The 23,239-nt window shown below is 63.8% G+C and carries 18 protein-coding genes; 10 read left to right on the top strand and 8 right to left on the bottom strand.

Annotation, left to right across the window (positions count from 1 at the left end; translation table 11 throughout):
• Positions 1–10: 10 nt before the first annotated feature.
• Together DXT59_RS17805 and DXT59_RS17810 are read right to left on the bottom strand one after the other, a co-directional pair.
• Positions 11–2,788 (bottom strand): TonB-dependent receptor plug domain-containing protein, encoded by a 2,778-nt coding sequence (locus tag DXT59_RS17805; RefSeq protein ID WP_116138194.1) that lies wholly within the window; start codon positions 2,786–2,788, stop codon positions 11–13.
• A gap of 257 nt (positions 2,789–3,045) precedes the next feature.
• The gene (locus tag DXT59_RS17810) at positions 3,046–5,316 is read right to left on the bottom strand and encodes an NADP-dependent malic enzyme (protein WP_116138195.1); all 2,271 of its coding nucleotides are present in this window, start codon (positions 5,314–5,316) and stop codon (positions 3,046–3,048) included.
• A gap of 320 nt (positions 5,317–5,636) precedes the next feature.
• Between DXT59_RS17810 and DXT59_RS17815 the strand changes: the two genes are divergently transcribed.
• A complete protein-coding gene (locus tag DXT59_RS17815; RefSeq protein ID WP_116138196.1) occupies positions 5,637–6,323 on the top strand; it encodes an orotate phosphoribosyltransferase in 687 nt (228 codons plus the stop codon).
• A 23-nt stretch (positions 6,324–6,346) separates the two neighbouring features.
• On the opposite strand, the gene DXT59_RS17820 is transcribed toward DXT59_RS17815, so the two are convergent.
• Positions 6,347–7,078 (bottom strand): LuxR C-terminal-related transcriptional regulator, encoded by a 732-nt coding sequence (locus DXT59_RS17820; RefSeq protein WP_116138197.1) that lies wholly within the window; start codon positions 7,076–7,078, stop codon positions 6,347–6,349.
• A 282-nt stretch (positions 7,079–7,360) separates the two neighbouring features.
• Here DXT59_RS17820 and DXT59_RS17825 point away from each other — a divergent pair, with 282 nt between their 5' ends.
• The 4 genes from DXT59_RS17825 (at position 7,361) to DXT59_RS17840 (ending at position 11,741) form a co-directional block, all read left to right on the top strand.
• The gene (locus DXT59_RS17825; RefSeq protein ID WP_116138267.1) at positions 7,361–7,939 is read left to right on the top strand and encodes a YbhB/YbcL family Raf kinase inhibitor-like protein; all 579 of its coding nucleotides are present in this window, start codon (positions 7,361–7,363) and stop codon (positions 7,937–7,939) included.
• A 138-nt stretch (positions 7,940–8,077) separates the two neighbouring features.
• Positions 8,078–9,028 carry an N-acetyl-gamma-glutamyl-phosphate reductase gene (gene argC, locus DXT59_RS17830; protein WP_116138268.1) on the top strand — a complete coding sequence of 317 codons (951 nt, stop codon included), beginning with the start codon at positions 8,078–8,080 and terminating at the stop codon, positions 9,026–9,028.
• 538 nt (positions 9,029–9,566) lie between these two features.
• Positions 9,567–10,808, top strand: a complete 1,242-nt coding sequence (locus DXT59_RS17835; protein ID WP_116138198.1) for a DUF2957 domain-containing protein — start codon at positions 9,567–9,569, stop codon at positions 10,806–10,808.
• A 96-nt stretch (positions 10,809–10,904) separates the two neighbouring features.
• Positions 10,905–11,741, top strand: coding sequence for an OmpW/AlkL family protein (locus tag DXT59_RS17840; RefSeq protein ID WP_116138199.1), 837 nt, complete (start codon positions 10,905–10,907; stop codon positions 11,739–11,741).
• Between the two features lie 392 nt (positions 11,742–12,133).
• Here the strand turns inward: DXT59_RS17840 and DXT59_RS17845 are convergent, their stop codons facing one another.
• On the bottom strand, positions 12,134–12,625 hold the full coding sequence (locus DXT59_RS17845; RefSeq protein WP_116138200.1) for a response regulator: 492 nt from the start codon (positions 12,623–12,625) through the stop codon (positions 12,134–12,136).
• A 427-nt stretch (positions 12,626–13,052) separates the two neighbouring features.
• On the opposite strand from DXT59_RS17845, the gene DXT59_RS17850 reads away from it, so the two are divergent.
• Together DXT59_RS17850 and DXT59_RS17855 are read left to right on the top strand one after the other, a co-directional pair.
• Positions 13,053–13,514 carry a DUF2844 domain-containing protein gene (locus DXT59_RS17850; protein ID WP_420823398.1) on the top strand — a complete coding sequence of 154 codons (462 nt, stop codon included), beginning with the start codon at positions 13,053–13,055 and terminating at the stop codon, positions 13,512–13,514.
• Between the two features lie 12 nt (positions 13,515–13,526).
• Positions 13,527–14,774 (top strand): DUF3443 domain-containing protein, encoded by a 1,248-nt coding sequence (locus DXT59_RS17855; RefSeq protein WP_116138202.1) that lies wholly within the window; start codon positions 13,527–13,529, stop codon positions 14,772–14,774.
• A 107-nt stretch (positions 14,775–14,881) separates the two neighbouring features.
• On the opposite strand, the gene DXT59_RS17860 is transcribed toward DXT59_RS17855, so the two are convergent.
• Together DXT59_RS17860 and DXT59_RS17865 are read right to left on the bottom strand one after the other, a co-directional pair.
• Entirely contained in the window at positions 14,882–15,526 is a 645-nt protein-coding gene (locus DXT59_RS17860; RefSeq protein WP_116138203.1) for a LysE family translocator, read from the bottom strand.
• Between the two features lie 140 nt (positions 15,527–15,666).
• Positions 15,667–16,536: an NAD(P)-dependent oxidoreductase gene (locus DXT59_RS17865; RefSeq protein ID WP_116138204.1), complete on the bottom strand. Its 870-nt coding sequence runs from the start codon at positions 16,534–16,536 to the stop codon at positions 15,667–15,669.
• Between the two features lie 99 nt (positions 16,537–16,635).
• Between DXT59_RS17865 and DXT59_RS17870 the strand changes: the two genes are divergently transcribed.
• Positions 16,636–17,415: a Mut7-C RNAse domain-containing protein gene (locus DXT59_RS17870; protein ID WP_116138205.1), complete on the top strand. Its 780-nt coding sequence runs from the start codon at positions 16,636–16,638 to the stop codon at positions 17,413–17,415.
• On the opposite strand, the gene DXT59_RS17875 is transcribed toward DXT59_RS17870, so the two are convergent.
• A complete protein-coding gene (locus tag DXT59_RS17875; protein WP_420823399.1) occupies positions 17,393–18,802 on the bottom strand; it encodes a carbohydrate porin in 1,410 nt (469 codons plus the stop codon). The two genes, DXT59_RS17870 and DXT59_RS17875, sit on opposite strands and share 23 nt — an antisense overlap.
• Positions 18,803–20,135: 1,333 nt before the next feature.
• Here DXT59_RS17875 and DXT59_RS30710 point away from each other — a divergent pair.
• Together DXT59_RS30710 and DXT59_RS17880 are read left to right on the top strand one after the other, a co-directional pair.
• Positions 20,136–20,294, top strand: coding sequence for a hypothetical protein (locus DXT59_RS30710; protein WP_162878128.1), 159 nt, complete (start codon positions 20,136–20,138; stop codon positions 20,292–20,294).
• Between the two features lie 115 nt (positions 20,295–20,409).
• Positions 20,410–22,071, top strand: a complete 1,662-nt coding sequence (locus tag DXT59_RS17880) for an Nramp family divalent metal transporter (protein WP_116138206.1) — start codon at positions 20,410–20,412, stop codon at positions 22,069–22,071.
• A gap of 32 nt (positions 22,072–22,103) precedes the next feature.
• On the opposite strand, the gene DXT59_RS17885 is transcribed toward DXT59_RS17880, so the two are convergent.
• The gene (locus DXT59_RS17885) at positions 22,104–23,126 is read right to left on the bottom strand and encodes a class I fructose-bisphosphate aldolase (protein ID WP_116138207.1); all 1,023 of its coding nucleotides are present in this window, start codon (positions 23,124–23,126) and stop codon (positions 22,104–22,106) included.
• Positions 23,127–23,239 lie beyond the last annotated feature (113 nt).

Genomic DNA, 23,239 nt, shown 5'->3' on the forward strand with positions numbered 1-23,239 from the left:
TCCGGATGCGTCAATCGAAGCGATGATCGAACTCCAGCCAGAACGTGCGGCCGTACGGCATGTAGTACCCCACCGTGTAGTAGGGCCAACCGGCGGAGTCGTCGTGCTTGATCGTGTTCATCAGGTTGTTGACGACGAGCGTCAGCGACGAGTGCTTCGTGAAATCATGTGAAACGCTTAGATTCGCTAGCGCCGTGGGCGACAAATAGGCTGTTTGCGCCGCGTTCGGCACCTTGCCGTAGCGCTCGACTTGTATCGTAGACGTCCATTTCGGAATCGACCAGGTCAAACTCACGGCCAGCTTGTCGGGCCACTCCGGATTGCCGGTCGGGTTCTGCAAGGAGTGGAGCAGATCCTGGGTGGGACCATTCGCGAATTGTTGATACGTGTGGCTCAGCACCTTCGTGTAGTTGACGGTCCAGAGGAACGAACCGAACCCATGCGTGCGCCAACGCCATTTCCCGCCCACGTCGAACCCGCTCGTGTGCTCGACGGCCGCGTTGATCGGATTCACGAAGATCGTGTTGATCGCGCCGGGGTCGAGCACCGCCGTCATCGGATTGCGCAATACGCGGCGCAACGCATCCTGGCAATCGGCCGAGTTCACGTCGAGTTGGCCCGTGCGGCATGCGGCCTCGGTATGCAGCAGGTTGTCCTGATCGATGACGGTGACGAGATTGTCGATGCGAATGTCGTAATAGTCCGCCGAGACGTCGAGATCGGCCGTGGGTGAGAACACGAAGCCGTAGCCCCATGATTTCGCATTCTCGGGCTTCAACGCATCGTTGCCCGTTTGCACGTAGTTCGAGCCCGGCGAGACGTTCGCGTAGGAGCAGTTGCTGATCGGTTGGCCCGCTTGGCTGCATCGATAGTAATCGGTCGTGCTCTCGAAGTAGCCTTTCGTCTTCGACTGATAGAGGTAGTTCATGTCCGGCGCCCGAAAGCTCGTGCCGTAATAGCCGCGGGCAAGCAAGCTTCGGAGCGGGCGGTATTCCAGGCCCAGGTTATAGGTGAACTGCCCCGCGTTCTTGCCGCTGAATGCGTAATCGTCGTAACGGCCCGCCAGCGTCGCGTTCAATTGATGAAAGATCGGTACGTCCAGTTCGAGCGCGGCCGCATAGCGTTTGCGCGTACCTCCGGCCGCTTGGGCGTCGCTCTGATTGTAGTAGGCGCCCTGATCGATCAGCGGATCGGGGGTGTTCTTGAAGCCTTGCATGCCGAACTCGAGCGCGCCCGCCGCCCTGACCATCCCCGCCGGCAGCCGGAACAAATCGCCGTTCGCGCTAAGCGTGAAGTTCTGCGTCCACGTATCGTTCTGGCTCGCCGATTCACCGTAGAGGCCGGCGAATTGCGCCGGCGTGAGTGGCGTCGCGAAACGCGTCGGGTTCGGCGCGTAGATCGGCGTGCCGTCCGCCGTGACGCCCAATTGCGGGCCCAGGTAATAGTTGTCGACGCTGGAGAACAAGCGCGGCACGGTGGCGCGGCTCTCGTAGCCCGATGCGTTGTAGGCCGCCTCGTAGTTCCAGCTACTGTCGCCGATCTTGCCGCGCACCCCGATGGTGACGTTGCCGAACGCGTCGTTCCATTCTTTGTCCCACACGGACGCGCCGCCGATCTCCTCGGGCGAGAAGCGCTTGCTCCACTGCTCGTCGGCGCCCGTCGTTTGATTGAAGAAGAAGTTCGTGCTCGCCGCGGCGGAGGTCCAATTCGGGCCGCGCGTGTTGTTCTTCGTCTGATCCCATGACGCCCAGACGGACCCGAACAGCGTCGTCTTATCGCTCAAGCGATATTCGACGCCGGCATACAGGTTCTCGCTGGCGTTGTTCGTTTGCGTCGTCCAAAACGTCGGCTTGGCCTTGCCGCTGCCGCAAAAGATACCGTGGCCGGTATCGACCGCGGACACGCTGCCGCCGAACGCCCCAATGCCCGAGAGCGAACCGCAGGCGCCGGGGCCGCCGAGGTAACTGCCGGAATCGAGATTGCGGCGCGACCAGATCGAGGTGGGCGACTCGCCCTCGAGCGTCGTCGAGGACATGAAGTCGCGCTGGTCGGACCAAACGGGATTGGTCTTGCTCAATTCGATGCCGAAGACCGTGCTGAGATTGCCGAACTCTTTGCCGCCCGTAATCTGGAGACGGCCGTTGGCCCCGCCGCCTTGCTCGGTCGTCCCGCCCTTGACGTTCACCTCGATCCCGTCGATGTGCTTCTTCGTGATGATATTGACGACGCCCGCGATCGCATCCGAACCGTAGACCGCGGAGCCCGGCCCGTTCAGAATCTCGATCCGGTCGATCATCGCCGAGGGCACGTTCGCCAAATTGACGAAGTTGACATTGCCGTCGTAAGCCACCGGGTAATCGGCCACGCGCCGGCCGTCCACCAATACGAGCGTATGGTTCGGTCCTAATCCGCGCAAACTGATCGCATTGGCGGCGGGCGTAAATGTATTGCCGTAATCGGCGCCTTGCGTAAAACCGGTGTTTTGCGTCTGCTGGCTGATCGCATCGAATACATTACGATAGCCTTTAGTTTCGAGATCCTTGCTCGTAATGACGGTGACGCTCGTCGTGCCTTCTTTTTCCGAGCGCGGGATGCGCGAACCGGTGACGACGATTTTCTTCAGTCCCACGGGGCCGCTCGCACCCGCGGGCGCCGAGGCGCCGACAGCACCGGCGTCCGCCGTGGGTTCGGCCCACGCCCAATTCGCGCCTATCGCCAAGACCACCGAAAGCGCAAGCGATAGGAACGCCTTTGACAAGGCGCCAATAGTTTTTATCTCGAGGCTCATCGTTTTTATCGAGCGGAGTTCGATCCCCGCTTTTCATTCGTTCGGCATAGTTATGCGGAAGTCCGAATTTAAAAGCGGCGGCAATCGAGCGTCCAACGATCGTTCGTCATATCGATGTGACGAATTCTTCGATTCTTCGCTGGGATAAAAAGAGAGTGGTATGAGAACGATGCTGCCATCGAAGCGACGGGAGGCCCCGTCGCGCTGCCCCCGTTGCGGGAGCAGCGCACCTAACTCAGGTCAAGCGCCTACGCGCGTTATTCCACGCCGGCGTTCGCCGCGGCCACCGCCGTCATATTGATGATGCGTCGCACCGTCGCCGCGGGCGTGAGGATATGCACGGGCTTGGCCGCGCCGAGCAGGAACGGTCCCACCGTCACGCCGTCCCCGCCGATCATCTTGAGCAGGTTGTACGTGATGTTCGCGGCCTCGACGTTCGGCATCAAGAGCAGATTCGCCTCGCCCGTCAGCGTCGTGCCGGGGAACGACTGCTTGCGAATGACCTCGGACAGTGCCGCGTCACCGTGCATTTCGCCGTCGACTTCGAGTTGCGGCGCGCGCTCGTTGATGAGCTTGCGCGCGGCCGCCATGCGCTGCGACGATGCCGACGGCGCGCTGCCGAAGTTCGAATTCGACAACAGCGCGACCTTCGGCACGATGCCGAAACGCTCGATTTCGCGCGCGGCCAAGATCGCCATGTCGGCCAGTTGCTCGGCGCTCGGCACTTCGTTCACGTAGGTATCGCAGATGAACAGGTTCCGGCCCGGCAGCATCAGCAAGTTCATCGCCGCGTAGTGCTCGGCTTGCGGCGCGCGGCCCAGCACCTGTTCGACGTATTTCAAGTGGCTGTGGTACGTGTCGATCATGCCGCAGATCATGCCGTCGGCATGACCCAAGCGAATCAGAATCGCGCCGATCAGCGTATTGAACTTGCGCATCGCGGCTTTGGCGATCTCGGGCGTCACGCCGTCGCGCGCACCGATCTCGTGATAGAGCTGCCAGCTTTGCGTAAAGCGCGGATCGTCTTCGGGATTGACGATCTCGACATCCTCGCCCACGCGCAGCTTCGAGCCCATCTTCTTGAGCCGCATCTCGACCACGGCCGGCCGCCCGACGATGATCGGCTTGGCGATCTTCTCCATCAGCACGAACTGCGCGGCACGCAGCACGCGCTCGTCCTCGCCCTCGGCGAAGACGATGCGCGCCGCCTTCTTCTTGGCCGATGCGAACACGGGCCGCATGACCATGCCCGTGCGATAGACCGTTGCGCCCAGTTGCTCGCGGTAGGCATCCATATCTTGGATCGGGCGCGTCGCGACGCCCGAATCCATCGCCGCTTGCGCGACGGCGGGGGCGATCTTGATGATCAGACGCGGATCGAAGGGCTTCGGAATCAGATACTCCGGACCGAACTCGAGCGAATGTCCCTCGTAAGCCTTGGCCACTTCGTCGCCCTGGTCCGTTTCCTCGGCCAGTTCGGCGATCGCGCGCACGCAGGCGAGCTTCATTTCTTCCGTGATCGTGGTCGCACCGACGTCGAGCGCGCCGCGGAAGATGAACGGGAAGCACAGGACGTTGTTGACCTGATTCGGATAGTCCGAGCGGCCCGTCGCGATGATCGCGTCGGGGCGTGCGGCCTTCGCATCCTCGGGGCGGATCTCGGGTTCGGGATTGGCCAGCGCGAGAATCAGCGGCTTGTCGCCCATCGTCTTGACCATCTCGGGCTTGAGCACGCCGGCGCTCGAACAGCCGAGGAACACGTCGGCCGATTGAATCGCGTCGGCAAGCGTGCGCGCCTCGGTCACGGCCGCATAGCGTGCCTTCGACGGATCGAGGTTGCCGCGCCCTTCATAGATGACGCCCTTGGAATCGGCGACGAGTACGTTTTCCTTCGACAGACCGAGCTTGACGAGCAAATCGAGGCACGCGATGGCGGCCGCGCCGGCGCCCGAGCAAACGAGCTTGACCTTCGACAGTTCCTTGCCGACGACCTTCAAGCCGTTCAGGATGGCCGCCGAGGCGATGATCGCCGTGCCGTGCTGATCGTCGTGGAAGACGGGAATCTTCATGCGCTCGCGCAGCTTTTGCTCGATATAGAAGCACTCGGGCGCCTTGATGTCTTCGAGGTTGATGCCGCCGAGCGTCGGCTCGAGCATCGCGATCGCCTCGACGAGCTTGTCGGGGTCCGACTCGGACAACTCGATGTCGAACACGTCGATGCCGGCGAACTTCTTGAACAAGCAACCCTTGCCTTCCATCACGGGCTTGGCGGCCAGCGGGCCGATATTGCCCAGGCCGAGCACCGCGGTGCCGTTCGTCACCACGCCGACCAGATTGCCGCGCGACGTGTACTTTTGCGCGTCGAGCGGATCGGCGTGGATGGCCTCGCACGCGGCGGCGACGCCCGGCGAATAAGCCAGCGAAAGATCGAGCTGGTTCGACAACGGCTTCGTGGGCGTAACCGAGATCTTTCCGGGCTTGGGGTTCTGATGGTATGCGAGGGCGCTTTGCTTCAGTTGTTCGTCCATATCCGAGCCTGCGAGATGTAAAGATGTAATTGAGTGAGCTGTTATTGAATGGGGCCGACACGCTCACGCCGGATGCGGCGCCGGGCAAGTCGGCAAGTGAGCGACTGCGGCGGCCGCTCTGCGCGCCGGGTAGGCGCTGCGCCGGGGCTAAAACGGCGCGTGAGCGATTTGCGGGGCGCCTAGTGTACACCCCCTAATCTTCGTTTCCAGCGGGGCGGCAGCGGAACTCGGGTAAAATACCGGCCTACGCGCGCAGCCGCCCAGAGTGCTGCCCGAGGGCGAGCCCGCCCGCCTCACGCTCTACATCCAAGGATTTGCCCATGACAGGCTACGATCGCCAAACGATCTCCGACACGACCGCCAAGATCCTGCTCGAAGTGCAGGCGGTGCACTTCAACGCCGAGAAGCCGTTCATCTTCACGTCCGGCTGGGCAAGCCCGGTCTATATCGACTGCCGCAAGCTCATTTCGTACCCGCGCGTGCGCCGCGCCTTGATGGAGATGGCCGAGACGACGATCCTGCGCGACGTCGGCTTCGAGCAGATCGACGCGGTCGCGGGCGGCGAAACAGCCGGGATCCCGTTCGCCGCCTGGATCGCCGACCGCATGATGCTGCCGATGCAATACGTGCGTAAGAAGCCGAAGGGTTTCGGCCGCAACGCCCAAATCGAAGGGCATCTCGAGGAAGGCTCGCGCGTGCTGCTCGTCGAGGACCTGACCACGGACAGCCGCAGCAAGATCAACTTCATCAATGCGCTGCGCACGGCTGGCGCAAGCGTGAATCACTGCTTCGTGCTGTTCCACTACAACATCTTCAAGGAAAGCGTGTCGGTGCTGAAAGACATCGACGTCGATCTGCACGCGCTCGCGACTTGGTGGGATGTGCTGCGCGTGGCCAAGGCATCGGGCTACTTCGACACGAAGACGCTCGACGAGGTCGAGAAATTCCTGCACGCGCCCGCCGAATGGTCGGCCGCGCACGGCGGCGCGACGGCCACGCCGCAATAACGCTAGCACGAGTAGCTCGGTACCTACCTATGCGCGGGCGATGCGCCCGCGCATACGGCCAACTTTCCCGCCTCGCCCTCGTGCGACGCGACGCCATAGTCCATGGCCCGATGCGCCAGGCCGTTCGCCCGCGCATATTCGATGAGCTCGGCGTCGCTCGCGACGCCGAGCTTGCGCAGCGCGGCCACCTTGTGCGAACTGACCGTCTTCACGCTGCGATTGAGCCGAGCGGCGATTTCGCTGACGCTCAGGCCCGACGCGAACAGACGCAGCACCTCGATCTCGCGCGGCGACAACGCGATGGGATCGTTCGCCCGGCCGTTGCGCGCCGCACCGCGCTCGAGCACCGCGCGCAGCGAAGGGCTGACGTAGCGGACATCCTTCATCGCGTGGCGCACGGCAAGGCCGATATGAGCTAGATCGTCGCCCTTGCCCACCACGGCGGCCACGCCCGCCTCGAACAAGCCTCTGAGCAGCGCGCCGTTGCCGAGCATCGTCAAAACGACGATGCGCACGGTCGGAAAATGCCGCCGCAAATAGCCGATCAGGGTTAAACCGTCTCCGTAGCGACCGCACGGCATCGCCAGATCGGTGACGACGACGTCGACCGGCATGCGACGCAGCGACTCAACGAGCTCGGTCGATTGCCGCGCTTGCGCGAGCAGCGCGATATCGTCGAACGCGTCGAGCGCATGGCGCACCCCGAGCAAGATGACAGGATGGTCGTCGGCGGCGACGACTCGGGTGCGGCGCATGGAAGGCGCGCCGCCAAGGGTAAAACGCGAGACGGTTGAGCTCATAAGACCGATACCGATACGTTTGGCCGATCGCCCCGGCCGTGGATAACGAGACACGCGCTCATCCGGTGCCCCGCGCGGCGGGCATTCGGACGCCACGATGGCGAGCGGCCGATGTTAGACTGGCTAGCGCAAGGCAGCGCGATGTCGGCGAATATTCGGCCGCAACGAGGTCCCTCCCGCCCAAGAAGAGATCGGTTCATGCGCAACTATCGCGAACGCGTCGCATCGGTTTGGCTCATGTTCTCGTCCCGAGGCCGGGCGGCCGCCGCCGCGTCCGTCTTCGTCGTCTCCGCCGTCGTGCTGGCCGCCGGGGCGAGCACGGCGGCGGCGCAAGGGACCTTCTCTCTTCATAGCAGCGACCTACGAGACGGAGCCGCGATCGGCAAGGCGCAGATTTATGACCGCAGCGGTTGCAAAGGCGAGAACGTTTCGCCGCAGCTTTCTTGGCGCAACGCACCGGCCGGGACCAAGAGCTTTGCCGTCACCGTCTTCGATATCGACGCCCCCGGCCCCGGCTGGTGGCACTGGGCCGTCGCCGCCATTCCGCCTAGCGTGACCACGTTGCCGGCAAACGCGAGCGCCTCGGGCTACTTGAATGCCATTGGAGCGATGCAAGCGCGCAACGATTGGGGCGACACCGGCTACGGCGGTCCGTGTCCGCCGCCGGGCAAGCCGCATCGTTACATCGTGACCGTGTTCGCGCTGAACACGGCCGATCTGCGCCTCGGTTCAGGGCGCCACGCGCTGATGTTCGATCACGAGATCAATACCGCGATGCTCGCCAAGGCCAGCCTCACGGTCACGTATCAACGCTGAACGCGAAGCGCGAGCCGCGGCCCCGCGGCGATGCCGCGCCGCATCGAATTTTCACAGCAATTTCGCTTAACAACCCGTAAAATCATGGCTTTGGCGCCGTTGCGGCGGCGCTTTCACCGGCCACATAGCGAGATCGAAATGAGCACGAAGGTTTTTGTCGACGGACAGGAAGGCACGACGGGTCTGAAGATTTTCGAATACCTGTCGCGCCGAACCGACGTCGAAGTGCTCCGCATCGAGGAGGCGAAGCGCAAGGATTTGGACGAGCGGCGCCGACTCATCAACGCATCGGACGTCACGTTCCTGTGTCTGCCCGACGTCGCCTCACGCGAATCGGCGAGCCTCGTCGAAAACGGCAACACCGTGCTCATCGACGCAAGCACCGCTTTTCGTACCCACGCCGATTGGGCCTATGGGCTGCCCGAGCTCGCGCCGGCGCAGCGCGAACGGTTGCGCAGCGCCAAGCGCATCGCAGTGCCGGGCTGTCATGCGTCGGCCTTCGTGCTCGCCATGCGCCCGCTCGTCGACGCCGGTTTCGTCACGCGCGATTTCGCCGCGCACGCTTACTCCATCACGGGCTACAGCGGCGGCGGCAAGAAGATGATCGCCGACTACGAAGCCGCGCAGCCGAACCCCAAGCTCCAAAGCCCGCGCGCCTACGCGCTCGCACTCGGCCATAAGCATTTGCCCGAGATGGCGGCGCATACGGGTCTCGCGGCCGCCCCCATCTTCACCCCGATCGTCGGTCCCTTCTACAAGGGCCTCGCCGTCACGACCTACTTCACGCCCGAGCAGCTCGGCAAACGCGTGGGTCCGCGCGACGTGCAAGCGCTCTTCGCCGAATACTATGCGGACGAAGCCTTCGTGCGCGTTGCCCCGTTCGATGCCCAAGACAATCTCGACGAGGGTTTCTTCGACGTCCAAGCGAACAACGACACGAATCGCGTCGACTTGTTCGTGTTCGGCAACGAGGAGCGGTTCGTTACCGTCGCGCGGCTCGACAATCTCGGTAAGGGCGCCTCGGGTGCCGCGATCCAATGTATGAACCTGAGCATCGGCGCGGACGAACAAACGGGATTGCAGCGTTGATATAGAGCGGCACCCCATCGAATGCAAGACGAAAGCCGGCAATGCCGGCTTTTCTTTTGATACTTTACGGCGCGCGCGTATGCCGTCGCAATGACACCGTCAGCGGCTAATCGCCCGGTCGAGCGAAATGCAATAGCTGCCGCAATCATCCGATCAATAGAGGGTCCAAGCGACATAATCGTCCCGAGCCTCGCCTTGCAAACATCGTGCTGGCTCGCGCAACCGCGCGCGCCGCATGCGAGCGCTTGAAACGCGTTTTTTGTTTCAATATCGGCTTGCTCGCCTTTTCCCCTCTCGTTCTCATTCGAATAGCGTTTTTTGAATCGCGCTTTTTAGACGCCTTTGTCAATTGACAGCGAAAAGATCCGCGACGAAATTACTCCGCATAACGCCTATCGCCACCCGCAACGACGGCCGCAAAACCCAGGTAAAGGAGGTTCGCTCGCAAGCGACGATCGGTTAGGAGAACAAACTAAATGAAGCGGCGGCCGACAGGGAGCCGGCCGCCCGATAACGATAAAGCCAATGGAGGAACGTCATGACCCGGAACGCCCTTTTTGCGCTGGCGCTCATTGCGCCTTTCTTGTCCGCGTGCGGAGGTGGAGGTGGCGGCGGCGGTAGTGCCGCCACCGGCGCGGCCGGCAGTTCGGCTGCCGCCGCCGATCGGCTCTGTCCCGCCTCGCTCGACTACGGCACCGTCTTCACGGGCGGCGGTGGCGACGGCGAACTCGTGAAGATGCAGATCGATACGACGAAGATGACCTGGCAGGTGACCTACGTCGAATCGGCGATCCCGGCCACGACCGGCACCGTCACGCCCTCGCGCGCGGGCATGACGCAAAGCGGCACGCTGGCGGCCGAAACGCTGCTGCCGACGCAAAAGCAAAACGAATGCGCGTATTACCTGCAAGGCGCGAGCCTCGATCCGAACAAGCCCGCCCGCATCTTCGTCGGCCAAGGCGTGCTGGGCGGCACGATTCCGGGCAAGGAAATCCAATACAACGGAATCGCCGGGTTCGGCGCCGTTCCCGACAAGTCCTTTCCGTATTTCCCGTTCATCGGCTTCTCTTCGCTCGAGACGAACCTCGCCAACGTCGCGGGAAGCTACAACCAGATCGGCTATCACATCATTCCGTCGCAGAACTACGCGACCGTGCCCGTCGATGCGACGATCACGATCCATGCGGACGGTACGTGGAGCGAGACCGACAACGTCGGCGTGAACGCGGGCAAAACGCAGCAGGCGGGGACCAACTGGGCGCTGTCGAGCGACGGCAGCGGCGCCTTCGAGACGGACGCGTTTCAGAGCCAGGCCAAGGCGACGAACGCGGTGACGCCCGCCGGCAAGGGCTTCATGATCGTCGGCAAGCTGCGCAATCAGTTGGTCCCGATCCTGATCCGCACGGGCTACGCGAATCCATCGACCTTCCAAGCCGACGACGAATCGGGCATCTCCATCCTTGCGCCGCAAACGCCGGTTGCCGTCGACACGCAAGACGGCCAGTACATCGGCGTGGATAGCCAGTTCGCGTATCGGGCGACCGCGCTCGAAGGAACGGAAGCGACGATGCTCGACCCCTACCAGCCGTCCAACGCCTCGCTCGCGACACCGCTCGATCTGAGCTTCGCGAACCTCGTGCCGGGCGTCGTCACCTCGGCCGTTCATGAGGCATCGTCGAATGTGGCCACGGGCAAGCTCGTCTTCACGGGCGGCGTGTTCGGCTATCTCTACAACGAGAACACATCGCCTTACTTCACGATCAACGCGTTCGTCCAATAACGAGCGCGTACCGTTGGGCATCGGCCGTCGGCTCGCCTTGCCCGCAAGGTGAGGCGAGAAGTACGGCCACATAAAAAAAGCAGACAGGGAGGAAACATGGATAAGACAACACGAATCGCCGCGTGCGCGGCGTTGCTGGGCGCGTTCGCCGGTGCGGCGCAGGCGCAGCATGCGGGCGATAACGTCGTCACGCTGGGCTGGTTTCACATCATGCCGCAAGACTCCAGCACCCCGATGACGACGTACGTCACGCCGCAGCCGATCGATACGCCGCTGCGGCTGCCGAGCGCCTTCACCTCGCAGGGCACGGGGCTATCGACGACGAACGCGGACACGCTCGGACTCGTCTTCAGTCATTTCCTGACCGACCATATCGCGATGACCACGGTGGCCGGCGTCCCGCCGAAGTTCAAACTGAAGGGGCGCGGCTCGATCGTGCCGCCGGGACCCGCGGCCGCGCTCGGCACCGAGAACCTCGACGATCCGGCAAACGAACCGATCGTCAAGAGCGTGCGCCAATGGAGCCCGGCGATGATGATCCAGTATTACTTCAATGCGCCGACCGCGAAATTCCGGCCGTTCGTCGGCGTGGGCGTGTCGTACAACTTCTTCACGAACATCGAGCTCAATCCTAACTTCGTCACGTCGACGCAGAACAATCTTGGCTCGGTGCTGGCGGCCGGGGCGGCAAGACCGGGGGTGACGAGCGTATCGGCGAAGGCATCGCCGTCGTGGGCACCGGTATTCAACGTGGGGGCCTCGTACGACTTCACGGAGCACTGGGGCGTGAGCGCGTCGCTCACCTACATTCCGTTGAAGACGAATTCGACTGTGTATGTGCGCGCGGCCGACGGCACGCTGCTCGGCACAACGAAGGCACAACTGACGGCCGACCCGCTCATCACTTATGTGGCGGTGGCGTATAAGTTTTAGGTGAAGTAGCCCACAACGACCAACGGCTGCCTTTCGGCAGCCGTCGCATGCGGGATTCTCTATCCACCTTCCAGCGGAATTCCCACTCCTGGTGGGACCCGGGTTCCCGGGCGGCGCTACGTTTTTTGCACTCGCTCGTACGTAGTTTTCAGTTGAGACTGTGCGCGATGCTCGCACGGCTGGTCAAGGAAGCTCAGCACTCACCGACGGTTGTCGATCGCACCGCCCATCGAAAAAAAAGCCCGCCAAACTGGCGGGCTGAATCCATATCAGAGGAGACATGGAGGAGACAACTTCACTCTAGCAAACCGTTTGATGCGATGCAACAGACCCTATTGACGCACCGCCCGCGCGTTGCCCGCACGCAACAGATCGCGACAAAAACCCGCCCGTCATACGAGCGTCAACGAAAGCAGAAAGCCCAACTGGTCGACGCCGACCGGCTTCACCAGATGGACATCGAAGCCGGCGGCCAATGCCATCTCGCGGTACTGCGGCTGCCCCCACCCCGTCAGCGCAATTAGCAGCAATGCGGATTGCCCAACCAGCTCCCGCATCGTGCGTGCCGCGGACAAGCCGTCCAGCAACGGCGCGCCGACATCGATCAACGCCGCATCGGGCGGCGAGCGACGCGCCAACTCGAGCGCCTCCTCGACACCTCGCGCCGAGATCGCCTCGTAACCGAGACTCTCGACCAGGTTGATCAGCATGGTGCGGGCGGTGTCGTCGCGATCCGCGATGAGCACCCGCTTACGATGCTGGGCGGCGGCGGACGGCACGTGCGCCGCGCTTGTGTCCGAGTGGCGATGCCAATCGTGTCTTTCCGTACTTTCGTCCGTTACGTTCGCGAGCGATGCTTGCGCGCCGTACCCATCGGATTTCATTGCTTCATCCTCGTTGCACAGTGCCTATCGAGCAGGCCGGCGCGATTCGCGCTCGGCTCGCCTATGGTCTTTCGCGTTGTCACGGATCCGATCACATCGATTCAAACAAGCGTTTGGAGACTCACTTCAGCGCTCGATTAAAAATAAGGGTTTCTGCTGACATACGCAAAAATTTTTTTCGATCGCCGACTGGCGAGACGCTTCATTCGTCCGATTGAAACACCTCGATCCAGCCCGCGCGGCCGCCTCGCCTCGCGCTCGCTCCCTCATTAAAACGCGCCTTCCACCGAAGTTTTCGCCTCGACTGCCCTCCGTCTGTGCCCCGTCGCCGCGGGAATGCGTTACTTCAGCCTAAAGTTCGGCGCCGCGCGTCCGTTCAACGCAGAAGAAGGCGCCTCGCCGATGCATCTGGAACGAAGGAAACGCAGTGAAATCGCATTTTTATTCGAGCGCAATGGCTGTCGCGCTCGCCGCGGCAAGCACCCTCGCCGCTCCGCAAGCTCGGGCCGCCCTCGGCCAGCATGTCGAAAGCGTCGCGAGCGACGCCACCCACCTCACGGCAATAGCGCACGCAAGCATCGTGCAAGGCGCTTACGCCGTCCATACGATCTCGCTGCCATCCGGCACGCTCGTGCGCGAGTACGTTGGTGCCGACGGGATCGTGTTCGGCGTGGCCTGGGAAGGGCCCACGCTCCCCGATCTGAAGACGACGCTGGGCGCGGCATTCGACCGCTTCGCCACGGCCAACGCCACGCGCGGAGGCAGTCCGCTCGCCGTGTCGGCCGACGACCTCGTCGTCTATTCGGGCGGACACCTGCGCGCTTTCTCCGGACGCGCCTATCTGCCCCATGCGCTACCGGCCGGTGTCGATGCCGGCGTCGTTCGCTAAGGAGTACGAACGATGTTCCGACTCGATACCTCGACAATCGTCAAATGGGCGATGGCACTGTTCGTCGCATGTTCGATCGCGGCATGCGGCGGCGGTGGCGCAAGCTCCGGTTCCGCGTCCGGCTCGATCAGCAATACGTCGGCGTCGCCATCGGCGCCACCGGCCGCCAATGTCGCCGCGATCACCGTCGATCACGGCGTCGCCGGCGTGCCGAACATGCCCTTCGTGAGCGTCACCGTCTGCGCGCCCGGCACCGCGAACTGCCAGACGATCGACCACGTGCTCGTCGATACCGGCTCTTGGGGCCTGCGCGTGTTCGCCTCGGAATTGCCCGCTTCCGTGGCGCTACCGCAGCAGACGAACGGCAACGGCGGCGCCCTCGCGGAATGCATGCAGTTCTTCGACGGCTACACCTGGGGCTCGGTGCGCACGGCCGACGTTCAGATCGGCGGCGAGCATGCCAGGTCCCTGCCGATTCAACTCATCGATCCCAATTACGCCGCCGTCCCGAGCACGTGCGCCAATGTGGGTGCGCCCCGCAACACGCCGAACACGCTCGCGGCCAATGGCATTCTGGGCATCGGCGTGTTCAAACACGACTGCGGGGCGGCGTGCGCAAGCCAAGCGATCGCAGGCACTTATTACACTTGCTCAGGCACTAACTGCACACCGACCGCCGTGGCCGAATCGTTGCAGGTCGCGAACCCCGTGCCGTATTTCGGCACCGATGGCAACGGCGTCGTCATCAGCCTGCCGGCCGTCCCGGGCGCCGGCGCCGCCAGCGTTAGCGGAGAGTTGATTTTCGGGATCGGCACGCAAAGCAACAACGGCCTGGCATCGGCGCAGGTGATCGCCGTCGATGCCGCCCGCGGCGTCTTCACGACGGCGCAAAACGGCACGACCTATACGCGCGGCTTCATCGACAGCGGCTCGACGGGACTGTTTTTCGAAACGAATTTGATGTCGGCATGCGCTAGCCCCGATCAAGCCTATTACTGCCCGAGCGGCACAGAGCAGTTCAGTGCGGTCAACACGGGCTCCGACGGACGGACGAGCAGCGTCACGTTCAGCGTCGGCAATGCCGCGCAGATCTGGCAAGCCTCGGGCGGCGCGGCGGCGATGCCGTTGTTCGCCGGGCCCGCGTTCGTGGGGTCGCAAGACTTCGATTGGGGCTTGCCGTTCTTTTACGGTCGCCGCGTCTACACCGCGATCGAACAACAGCCCACGCCGGCGGGGGCCGGGCCGTATTTCGCCTATTGACCGCCTGTCGATCTGAGGAAGCACCTGCCCGGCAAAAAGGGGCGACGCATCGATTGCGTCGCCCCTCTTTCGTTCCAGCGCGCCATATGGCGCATATGGCGGTGAGTTCAGTGCCGCACGAGCGCCATCATCGCGCCGAAGCCGACGAATACGCCCCCCGTGAGCCGGTTGAATGCGCGAGCGACGCGGCCGCTTCTGAGCGTCGTGCCGATCCGCGCCCCGCAGACCGCGTAGACGAGATACCAGCTCACTTCGATCACGGCGAAGGTTGCGACGAGGATGCCGAATTGCGGCAGCGTCGGCTTGGACGCGTCGATGAATTGGGGCAAAAGCGCGGCGGCAAATAGGATCGCTTTCGGGTTGCTGCTCGCAACGAGAAAGCCGCTGCGATAGAGCGCGCCGAGCGAGCGCGAAGGTTTGGCCGAGGCGCCGGGCGCGGTTTGCGCCGCCGCACTCGCGTCGTCATCGACTTTGGCGCGCCACGACTTCACGCCGAGATAAATCAAATAGGCCGCGCCGATGAGCCGCAAGGCGTCGAACATCGTCGGCCAGGCCTTGAGAAACACGCCGAGTCCCGCGGCGGAGATCGATAGCATGAGCACGAGCGCCGACAAGCAGCCGGCCATCGTTGCCCCGGCCCGACGAATCGAATGCTGGGCGCTTGCCGTCATGACGACGAGCATATTCGGACCGGGAATGGCGCTGACGACGAAAACGGTAGCGACGAACAGCCACCACGTATGCAAACTCATGACGCGAAGTCTCCGGTAAGGACGTGAACCGGCGATTATGCGCCCGATCTCCGGTTCGTGCGTCCCGCGGGCATGCTCGCTCTCCTTTGGTACGGAGATTCGTAGTGGGATGTCCGCGGCGCAACGAACTCGGCGCGGTATTAGCGCCCCGCGCGCCGCGCCGCCACTTCGCCGAGAACGGCAAAGTCCTGCTCGCCCTCGCCGCGCGCCATGACCTCGACGAGGTTGTCGCGCACGAGGCTCGCGAGCGGCATCGGCGTCGAAGTTGCCTCGGCCGCCGCCATCGCCAGGCGCACGTCCTTCAGTCCGAGCCGCGCCTTGAACATCGCCGGCTCGTAGCGGCGCTCCGCGATCAGCTTGCCGTAACCGGCATAAACGGGGCCGGGGAAAGCGCTCGACGTGATGACGTCGAGGTAGTCGGTCATCGCGACGCCGTACCCGGCCAACAGCGAGGCGGCCTCGCCGAGCGCTTCGATCGCCGAGGCGAGCGTGAAATTGGCCGCGAGTTTGATCACGTTCGCGTGCTGGGGGAGCGAGCCGATGCGGCACGTCTTTTGTCCGACGACATCGAAGATCGGCTGCACGCGGTCGAGGGCCTCGGCGGGGCCCGCCGCCATGATCGTGAGCTTGCCGGCGGCCGCCACGTCGGGCCGACCCATGACGGGCGCGGCGACGTAGTGGATCCCGCGCGCGGCGTGATCGCGCGCCATCGTCTCGGCCAATGCGACGGAGATCGTCGCCATGTTGACGTGAACGAGATCGCGCGGCGCCCCGCCGAGCAACGCGGCATCGATCGTCTCGGCGACGGCCGCATCATCCGCGAGCATCGAAAAGACGGCGTCGCCGGCAAAGGCGTCCGAGGGAGCGTCGACGAGGGTCGCGCCCAGCGCCACGAGCGGCTGCGCGCGCTCGCGCGTGCGGTTCCAGACGCGCACTCGATGCCCCGCTTTCAAGATGTTTTCGACGATCGCGTGGCCCATGCTGCCTAGGCCGATAAAACCGATATCCATTGCTGACTCCTTCACTCAAAGAGCGGAAGTAAATCACGATCGATGAGAACGTGCCCGGCGGCGCGCACGCGTTGCCGCCCGCGGTGCCATACTCTTGCCATGCCGACCGTCACCGCCACGTTCCGGTTTTACGAAGAGCTGAACGATTTTCTCGCCCGGCCGCTTCGCGCTCGCGCCTTTAGCTGCGTCTGCGCGCACTGCGCGACGACCAAACATATGATCGAGGCGCTCGGCGTGCCGCATACCGAGGTCGAACTCATCATCGTCAACGGCGAATCGGTCGGCTTCGACCGCGTGCTCGAAGACGGCGATCGGGTGGCCGTCTATCCGAAGTTCGAGGCGCTCGACATCTCGCCGCTGCTACGCGTGCGAGAACGCCCGCTGCGTACGGTTCGCTTCGTCGCCGATGCGCATTTGGGCGGGCTCGCGCAACTGCTGCGCCTGGCCGGCTTCGACACGCTCTACGACAATCATTTTGCCGATGCGCAAATCGAAGCGCTCGCCATGGAGCAGGAGCGCATCGTCCTCACGCGCGATCGGGAGTTGCTCAAGCGCCGCACGATCACGCACGGCTGCTACGTCAGAGCGCTCAAGCCGCAAGCGCAATTGCGCGAGATCGTCGACCGCCTCGATCTGGCCGGCAGCGTGCGCCCGTTTCGGCTCTGCCTCGCATGCAACGCCCCGCTGCGGCGCATCGACAAAGCGCAGGCGCTCGGGCGCGCCCCGGAAGGCGTGCTCGAGCGCCATTCGCAGTTCGTCACGTGCGACGTATGCCGGCGCGTGTTTTGGGAAGGCTCGCACTGGCGCCGCATGCGCACGCTGATCGATTCGCTCGTGCCCGAGCACGGTCGAGACCTCAGAACGTCAACACCGTCCTGACGCCCCCGACGGCTTCGTTGCCGATACGAGCGCCGCCCGCGCCGGGATTCGGCACCCCGCCGCCCGGGCGGAAGAAGTACTGGAAGTCGGCCTGCACGAGCCACCACGGCGCGACTTGATACTGATAGGTCGCCTCCACGACCGTCTCGGCGCTGCGCACGGGGTAGCCCGGCGTCGTCGCGGCTCCCGTGTCCCGATCGAACGCGCCGGCGTGCGAGCCGATACCGGCGTAGCCGAGGGCGAGGCCGACCGAGTCGTTGTCGCGGCCCGCGAACGGCGCCTTCAGCACGACGCCCGCGTTGGCGCTGAAATCGACGGCGTTGCGATCGCCCGGTGCGCCCATCACGCGTGCGAACACGCCGACCGAGCGCGCCGAATCGGCGCTCGCCCGCCAGACCATTTGGTCCGCGACGGCATAGACGCTGAAATTGCCGTGACGCATGCGCGGCTGGCCGTTCGAAGCCGGATCGGCCAATGAAAGGCCGTCCGTGCCGTCGCGCTGGTCGGCGAAACGCGCGTTGTTGTACCAGAAGCCCAATTTATAGGTTCCGGGCAAGACGCTCGTGGCCTGCTGCGCGCCGCCCGCGCTCGGTTGGCCGATCGCATACTGCACTTCGCCGATGAAGAGCGCGCCATTATGCAAATTGAAGCGCGTGCCGCTGCCGTTCAGCTTTTGCGCATCGCCGATGCCCGGAGCGGGATTGCCATCGAAGACGCCGCCGAGCACGGTCACGGCGTCGTTCAGCTTATAGCGCGCGCGTACGCCCAGCGAGGACAGCGGATACGCCGGCCCGCCCGCGGGCAAGTCGGCAGCGGGCAGCACGGGCCAGCCGAACGTCGCGTTCAGAAACGTGTTCGCGTATTGGCTGACGATGAATTCCTGGTCGAGGCTTTGCTGACCGATCTTCAGGTCGAACGCATCGCCGAACGATTGCTGGTACCAGAGTTCCCACAGACGCGTCGTCGCCTCGGCTTCGACGCCGCTCGCGCTTTGCAGCGTCGACAAATGCGAGGCGGTAATGCCGTGGCCATGAATTTGCAACGCATCGATGAAAAACTGGCCGCCCTTCAGCCCGATCGCCTTATCCATATCGACGGCCAAGCCGAACTGGGTCGCGCCGTCGTACGCCAGACCGCGCCGGGTGCCGCCGGAAAAATTGCCGAACAACTCGCTCGTTTCCTGCGCGCTGAACGTGACGCCGTGAGCGCCGAGCAGCGTGCGCAATCCTCCCATGTCGCCCAGCAGCGTGGTGCGCTCCCATAGTCCGCTAGGCGCCGCGGCGCTTTGCTGCGCTTGCGTATCGACGGTTGAGTTCGAAGCATCGGCCGCGGGCGCAGCGCCTTGCGCATGCGCCTGCGTCGAGGCGCCGCCCGCAAGCGCCAGCATTAGGAGCGCGGCGGCGGCAACCGGCGCGAGGCGCGCGGGTGCGCGGCGGACAGCCGGCGCAACGGCGGTCGACTGAATGTCTGCTGAAATCGAGGCTCGAATCATATCGGTTGTATTCGTTGTTTTGATGGCAAAGGCGTAAGCGTACTCGCTCGGGCGAGGGCCCCGCGGTACGCAAAGATAATCGCGCGAAACGCGCAAGAAGCGTTCGACGTGCATAAAAGCTCCCCGTTCGTCCGGCCGGGAGCCGAACGAAATACATGAGCGGCACCCCACGCGTGCTCAAGCGAGAGCAGAGCAAGGGGGCCGTAAAAATAGGAGCGTGCTACGGAACAAAACGTCGCACCGACGTTCGGCTTAGAAGCGCGCTGACCCGGCAATGCGAGTCAGCGGCACGGAAAGTCCAGGTCGCTAACGCGCGATTGCGAACGAATTGCCGGCACGGGCCGGCGAACAAGATCGACTACTACCGCTTGCGTCCACGAGGGACTCTCCTGAGAACTGAAAACAGGGCGGATTCTATTCGTACCTCTTTTTACGGCGCAAGCGGAATTTGCGGTCGATACCCGATGCTCACCTCTATGATGAGCAGCCGTTGTTGCGCGAATCTGACGGCGCGCAAACCGCCGCCGAAGCGCGGCGTACGACGCACGCCTCAGCTCTGAGCAAGGCGAAGCGCGCGGAAGAACACTTAAGGACACCGAATTTTTAAGCGCGACTGAAATTACGGGTTGACGCTCGTTCCGCGCGACAACTAAAATTTCATCAATTCCACAAATGGGGCATATGCCTTGGACAGTTGCAGTAGTCGACCTTCGAACAGTGTTTCCGCCTGATCGGCACGACGCCGCTGAATTCTTCCTTTAGCCGCCGTCATGCCAACAGGCAGACGGTGCGCATCGCAGTCTCTTCCCGTTTTTCGCGCATCGATTTCGAATGGCCACCACGCCGTTCGGCGCCGCCTTGCGTTCGTTCGCATTCGCCGCGCTGGGCGGTGCGTTGCCGCGAGCGGCGTTCGCTCGCGGCGATACACGTACGCGCCGGCATTGCGCTTGCCTAAAGCCGCATCGCCTGCGCGCCGATGAACACGTTCGTGCGCCTAGCGCGTCCGAGCTTCGCGAAAAAGGAGTCTGCCGTGACCGACCCCGACCCTAGCCGATCTTCGATCAGGCGTTCGCTCGCCGCGAATGCCGCCTGCATCGCCTGATGCCGAGGCCGCATGCGTTCCTTCCCGCTTCATGAGCCGCGCGATCGCGGCATGAGCGAGTCGTGACCGGCGGGCCTCGTCTCAGGCCCTATCCGGTTTCACGCATTGGATCTCGAAGGAATCGCCATGTACTTCGCCCTTCTCGTTTCGCAACTGCCCCACGCCGCCGACGCACACGGCAACTACCCCGATCTGCTCGCGCGAGCCGCGCAGACGCACCGCGTCCGGCAACGCGCCGCGCGCTGCCTCGCACGCATCGCAGCGCTATTCGGGCTCGCCGCTTAACGGCAGTCAATCGGCAATCGGTACAAGCGGGCTGCCCCCAAACGCTCGGTCGGAACTCCGGCGGCCTGCCTCGAACAGCAAATAAAACATCGAAGCAATACCAAGGAAAACGAAAATGTCCACGCCTGCAAACGTCTCGTCCGCACGGAGCGCCGTGCTCGACGACGCCCACACCGGCGACATCAAAGGGGCTTTCGGAACGATCGCCCATCACGACACCGCGCCGCGCCGAAACTGGGCCGCGCGGCTGCGCACGCTACTCGCCATCCTCGGCCCGGGACTCATCGTCATGGTCGGCGACAACGATGCGGGCGCCTTCGGCACTTATACGCAAGCCGGCCAGAACTACGGCACCACGCTGCTGTGGACGCTCGCACTCTTGATCCCCGTGCTCTACGTCAATCAGGAGATGGTGCTGCGCTTGGGCGCCGTCACCGGCGTCGGCCACGCGCGGCTGATCTTCCAGCGTTTCGGCAAGTTCTGGGGCGCATTCAGCGTGATCGACCTGTTCCTGCTCAACGCGCTGACCATCGTCACGGAGTTCATCGGCATCACGTTCGCCCTCGATTTCCTGGGCGTATCGAAAGTGCTCGGCGTGTGCATCGCCGCCGTATTGACGATGGCCGCGGTCAGTACGGGCGATTTCCGGCGTTTCGAGCGGTTCGCCATCGTGCTCTGCTTGCTGAGCTTGCTGCTCGTGCCGGTGCTCGTATCGATCCATCCGCCCGTGGGCACGATCGCGCGCGACTTTTTCATGCCGGCCTGGCCGCACGGCTCGAAGCTGTCCGATGTCATGCTGCTCGTCATCGGGATCGTCGGTACGACGGTCGCGCCATGGCAGTTGTTCTTCCAACAGAGCTACGTCATCGATAAGCGGATCACGCCGCGCTTCATGAAGTACGAGAAGATCGACTTGTGGATCGGCATCGCCTTCGTGATCGTCGGCGCCGTGGCGATGATGGCGTTCACCGCGGCGCTGTTTGGCGGCCGCCCCGAGTTCGGCCAGTTCACCGATGCCGGCGGCGTCATCGCCGGGCTGCATAGATACGTCGGGGAAACGTCGGCAACGATCTTCGCCGTCGCGCTGCTCGACGCCTCGATCATCGGCGCCGCGGCCGTCTCGCTGTCGACGGCCTATGCGATCGGCGATGTCTTCAAGATCCGCCATTCGCTGCATCGCAGCGTGCTCGACGCCAAGGGTTTTTACCTCGTCTACTTCGGCATCGTCGCGCTCGCGGCCGCGCTCGTGTTGATGCCGGGCAGTCCGCTGGGACTCCTGACCGAAGCCGTGCAAACGCTTGCCGGCGTGCTGTTGCCGAGTGCGACGGTGTTCCTGCTGCTGCTATGCAACGACAAGGCGGTGCTCGGCCCGTGGGTCAACTCGAAGCGCCTGAACGTCTTCACGGGCGCGGTCATCGCGGTGCTCGTCGTCCTCTCGATCATCCTGACGGCAGCGACCGTCTTCCCCGACATCTCGGGCGAGACGATCGTGCGCATTCTCGTCGGCGGCATCGGCTTGTTCGCTCTCGGATACCTCGGTGCGGAATTCATGCGCCGCCGCGATCGCTCGAGCGCCACGACCGAGGAAGAGACGAGTGCGACGCGCGCCGCGAATCGTGCCTTGCGCGACACGTGGCGCATGCCGCCGCTCGATGAACTCGCACAGCCGAAGCTGACCTTTGCGACACGCTTGTGGATGGGCGCGCTACGCGGTTATCTCGTCGTTGCGGTCGGCCTTGTGATCGTGAAGGTCGTCCAACTCGCGTTGCAGCATTGACCGACCGCCGAGGCGCCCGCTCCGGCCGGCGCCTACGTGCGCGTTTCTTCCTTCGCGTCGTAACGGCCGCGTGCGGCCGCGCTGTTCAAGCGGGCTCGTTCGAGCAAAGCCTGTTGAGCCGCCTTCACGTTTTCCGGCTTGCCTCGCCAGGCGGCAAGCGGCGGCTCCTGCAACGCCCGCCCATAGGAAAAACTGAGCGGCCAGGGGCGCCGTCCCGTGCGATTGATCGCGTCGAGGTGAGCGCTCGCTTCCCGCGGCGTTTGTCCGCCCGATAGGAAGTAGATCCCGGCGACGGCTGGCGGGACGGTCCTGCCGAGCACCGACACTGTGCGCGTGGCCACTTCCTCGACGCTTGCTTGCCGCCCGTGCGCCTTGCCGGGTAGCACCATGCTGGGTTTGAGCAGCATGTGTTCGAGCACGACGGCATGGCGGTGCAACGCATGAAACACCTCGTGCAGCACCGCCTCGGTTACCTCGGCGCAGCGGTCGATCGAATGACCGCCGTCCATCAGCACCTCCGGCTCGACGATCGGCACAACGCCGGCCTCCTGACAAATGGCCGCATAGCGCGCGAGCGATTCCGCGTTGGCTTGTATCGCCAAGCGGCTCGGCAGCGTATCGGACACGTTGTATACCGCGCGCCACTTCGCGAAACGCGCGCCTTGCGCCTTGTATTTCTCCAAACGGGCCGCAAGCCCATCGAGCCCCTGCGTGATTTCGTCGCCGCTCGCATGGGCGAGCGCGATTTTGCCCGTATCGACCTTGATCCCGGGCACGATGCCGTGACGCGCGGCCAAGCTCGGCAACGGCTCGCCGTCGTCGGCCTGCTGCGCGAGCGTTTCCTCGTAGAGAATGACGCCGCTCACGTATTGTCCGAGGCCGGGCGTGGACAGTAGCAGGGTGCGCCAAGCGCGGCGATTTTCCTCGGTGGATTCGACGTCGATCGTCTTGAACCGCTTCGCGATCGTGCCGCCGCTTTCGTCCGCGGCAAGCAGGCCCTTGCCATCCTGGACGATGGCGTCGATGGTGGATTGCAGTACGTTCTCGGTTGGCATCGTCCGGCTCCTCAGGCAAAAGGCCGCGAGGCGCACGACGGCTCGCGCTCGCAACGCTCGAGTTCAGTGCAGTGTGCGCGGCACGAGGCTGCCGCCGATGTGCGTTCGACCGC

Origin of the sequence: Trinickia diaoshuihuensis (genome assembly GCF_003390925.1) — a bacterium.
Taxonomy (GTDB): Bacteria; Pseudomonadota; Gammaproteobacteria; order Burkholderiales; family Burkholderiaceae; genus Trinickia; species Trinickia diaoshuihuensis.

Excerpts from the sequence above, each read along its gene's own strand:
- argC (WP_116138268.1), top strand. The coding sequence starts at position 8,078 with ATGAGCACGAAGGTTTTTGTCGACGGACAGGAAGGCACGACGGGTCTG.
- DXT59_RS17815 (WP_116138196.1), top strand. The coding sequence starts at position 5,637 with ATGACAGGCTACGATCGCCAAACGATCTCCGACACGACCGCCAAGATC.
- DXT59_RS17885 (WP_116138207.1), bottom strand. The coding sequence starts at position 23,126 with ATGCCAACCGAGAACGTACTGCAATCCACCATCGACGCCATCGTCCAG.
- DXT59_RS17805 (WP_116138194.1), bottom strand. The coding sequence starts at position 2,788 with ATGAGCCTCGAGATAAAAACTATTGGCGCCTTGTCAAAGGCGTTCCTA.
- DXT59_RS17840 (WP_116138199.1), top strand. The coding sequence starts at position 10,905 with ATGGATAAGACAACACGAATCGCCGCGTGCGCGGCGTTGCTGGGCGCG.
- DXT59_RS30710 (WP_162878128.1), top strand. The coding sequence starts at position 20,136 with ATGTACTTCGCCCTTCTCGTTTCGCAACTGCCCCACGCCGCCGACGCA.
- DXT59_RS17870 (WP_116138205.1), top strand. The coding sequence starts at position 16,636 with ATGCCGACCGTCACCGCCACGTTCCGGTTTTACGAAGAGCTGAACGAT.
- DXT59_RS17875 (WP_420823399.1), bottom strand. The coding sequence starts at position 18,802 with ATGCTGGCGCTTGCGGGCGGCGCCTCGACGCAGGCGCATGCGCAAGGC.
- DXT59_RS17860 (WP_116138203.1), bottom strand. The coding sequence starts at position 15,526 with ATGAGTTTGCATACGTGGTGGCTGTTCGTCGCTACCGTTTTCGTCGTC.
- DXT59_RS17865 (WP_116138204.1), bottom strand. The coding sequence starts at position 16,536 with ATGGATATCGGTTTTATCGGCCTAGGCAGCATGGGCCACGCGATCGTC.
- DXT59_RS17835 (WP_116138198.1), top strand. The coding sequence starts at position 9,567 with ATGACCCGGAACGCCCTTTTTGCGCTGGCGCTCATTGCGCCTTTCTTG.
- DXT59_RS17880 (WP_116138206.1), top strand. The coding sequence starts at position 20,410 with ATGTCCACGCCTGCAAACGTCTCGTCCGCACGGAGCGCCGTGCTCGAC.
- DXT59_RS17825 (WP_116138267.1), top strand. The coding sequence starts at position 7,361 with ATGTTCTCGTCCCGAGGCCGGGCGGCCGCCGCCGCGTCCGTCTTCGTC.
- DXT59_RS17855 (WP_116138202.1), top strand. The coding sequence starts at position 13,527 with ATGTTCCGACTCGATACCTCGACAATCGTCAAATGGGCGATGGCACTG.
- DXT59_RS17845 (WP_116138200.1), bottom strand. The coding sequence starts at position 12,625 with ATGAAATCCGATGGGTACGGCGCGCAAGCATCGCTCGCGAACGTAACG.
- DXT59_RS17820 (WP_116138197.1), bottom strand. The coding sequence starts at position 7,078 with ATGCGCCGCACCCGAGTCGTCGCCGCCGACGACCATCCTGTCATCTTG.
- DXT59_RS17810 (WP_116138195.1), bottom strand. The coding sequence starts at position 5,316 with ATGGACGAACAACTGAAGCAAAGCGCCCTCGCATACCATCAGAACCCC.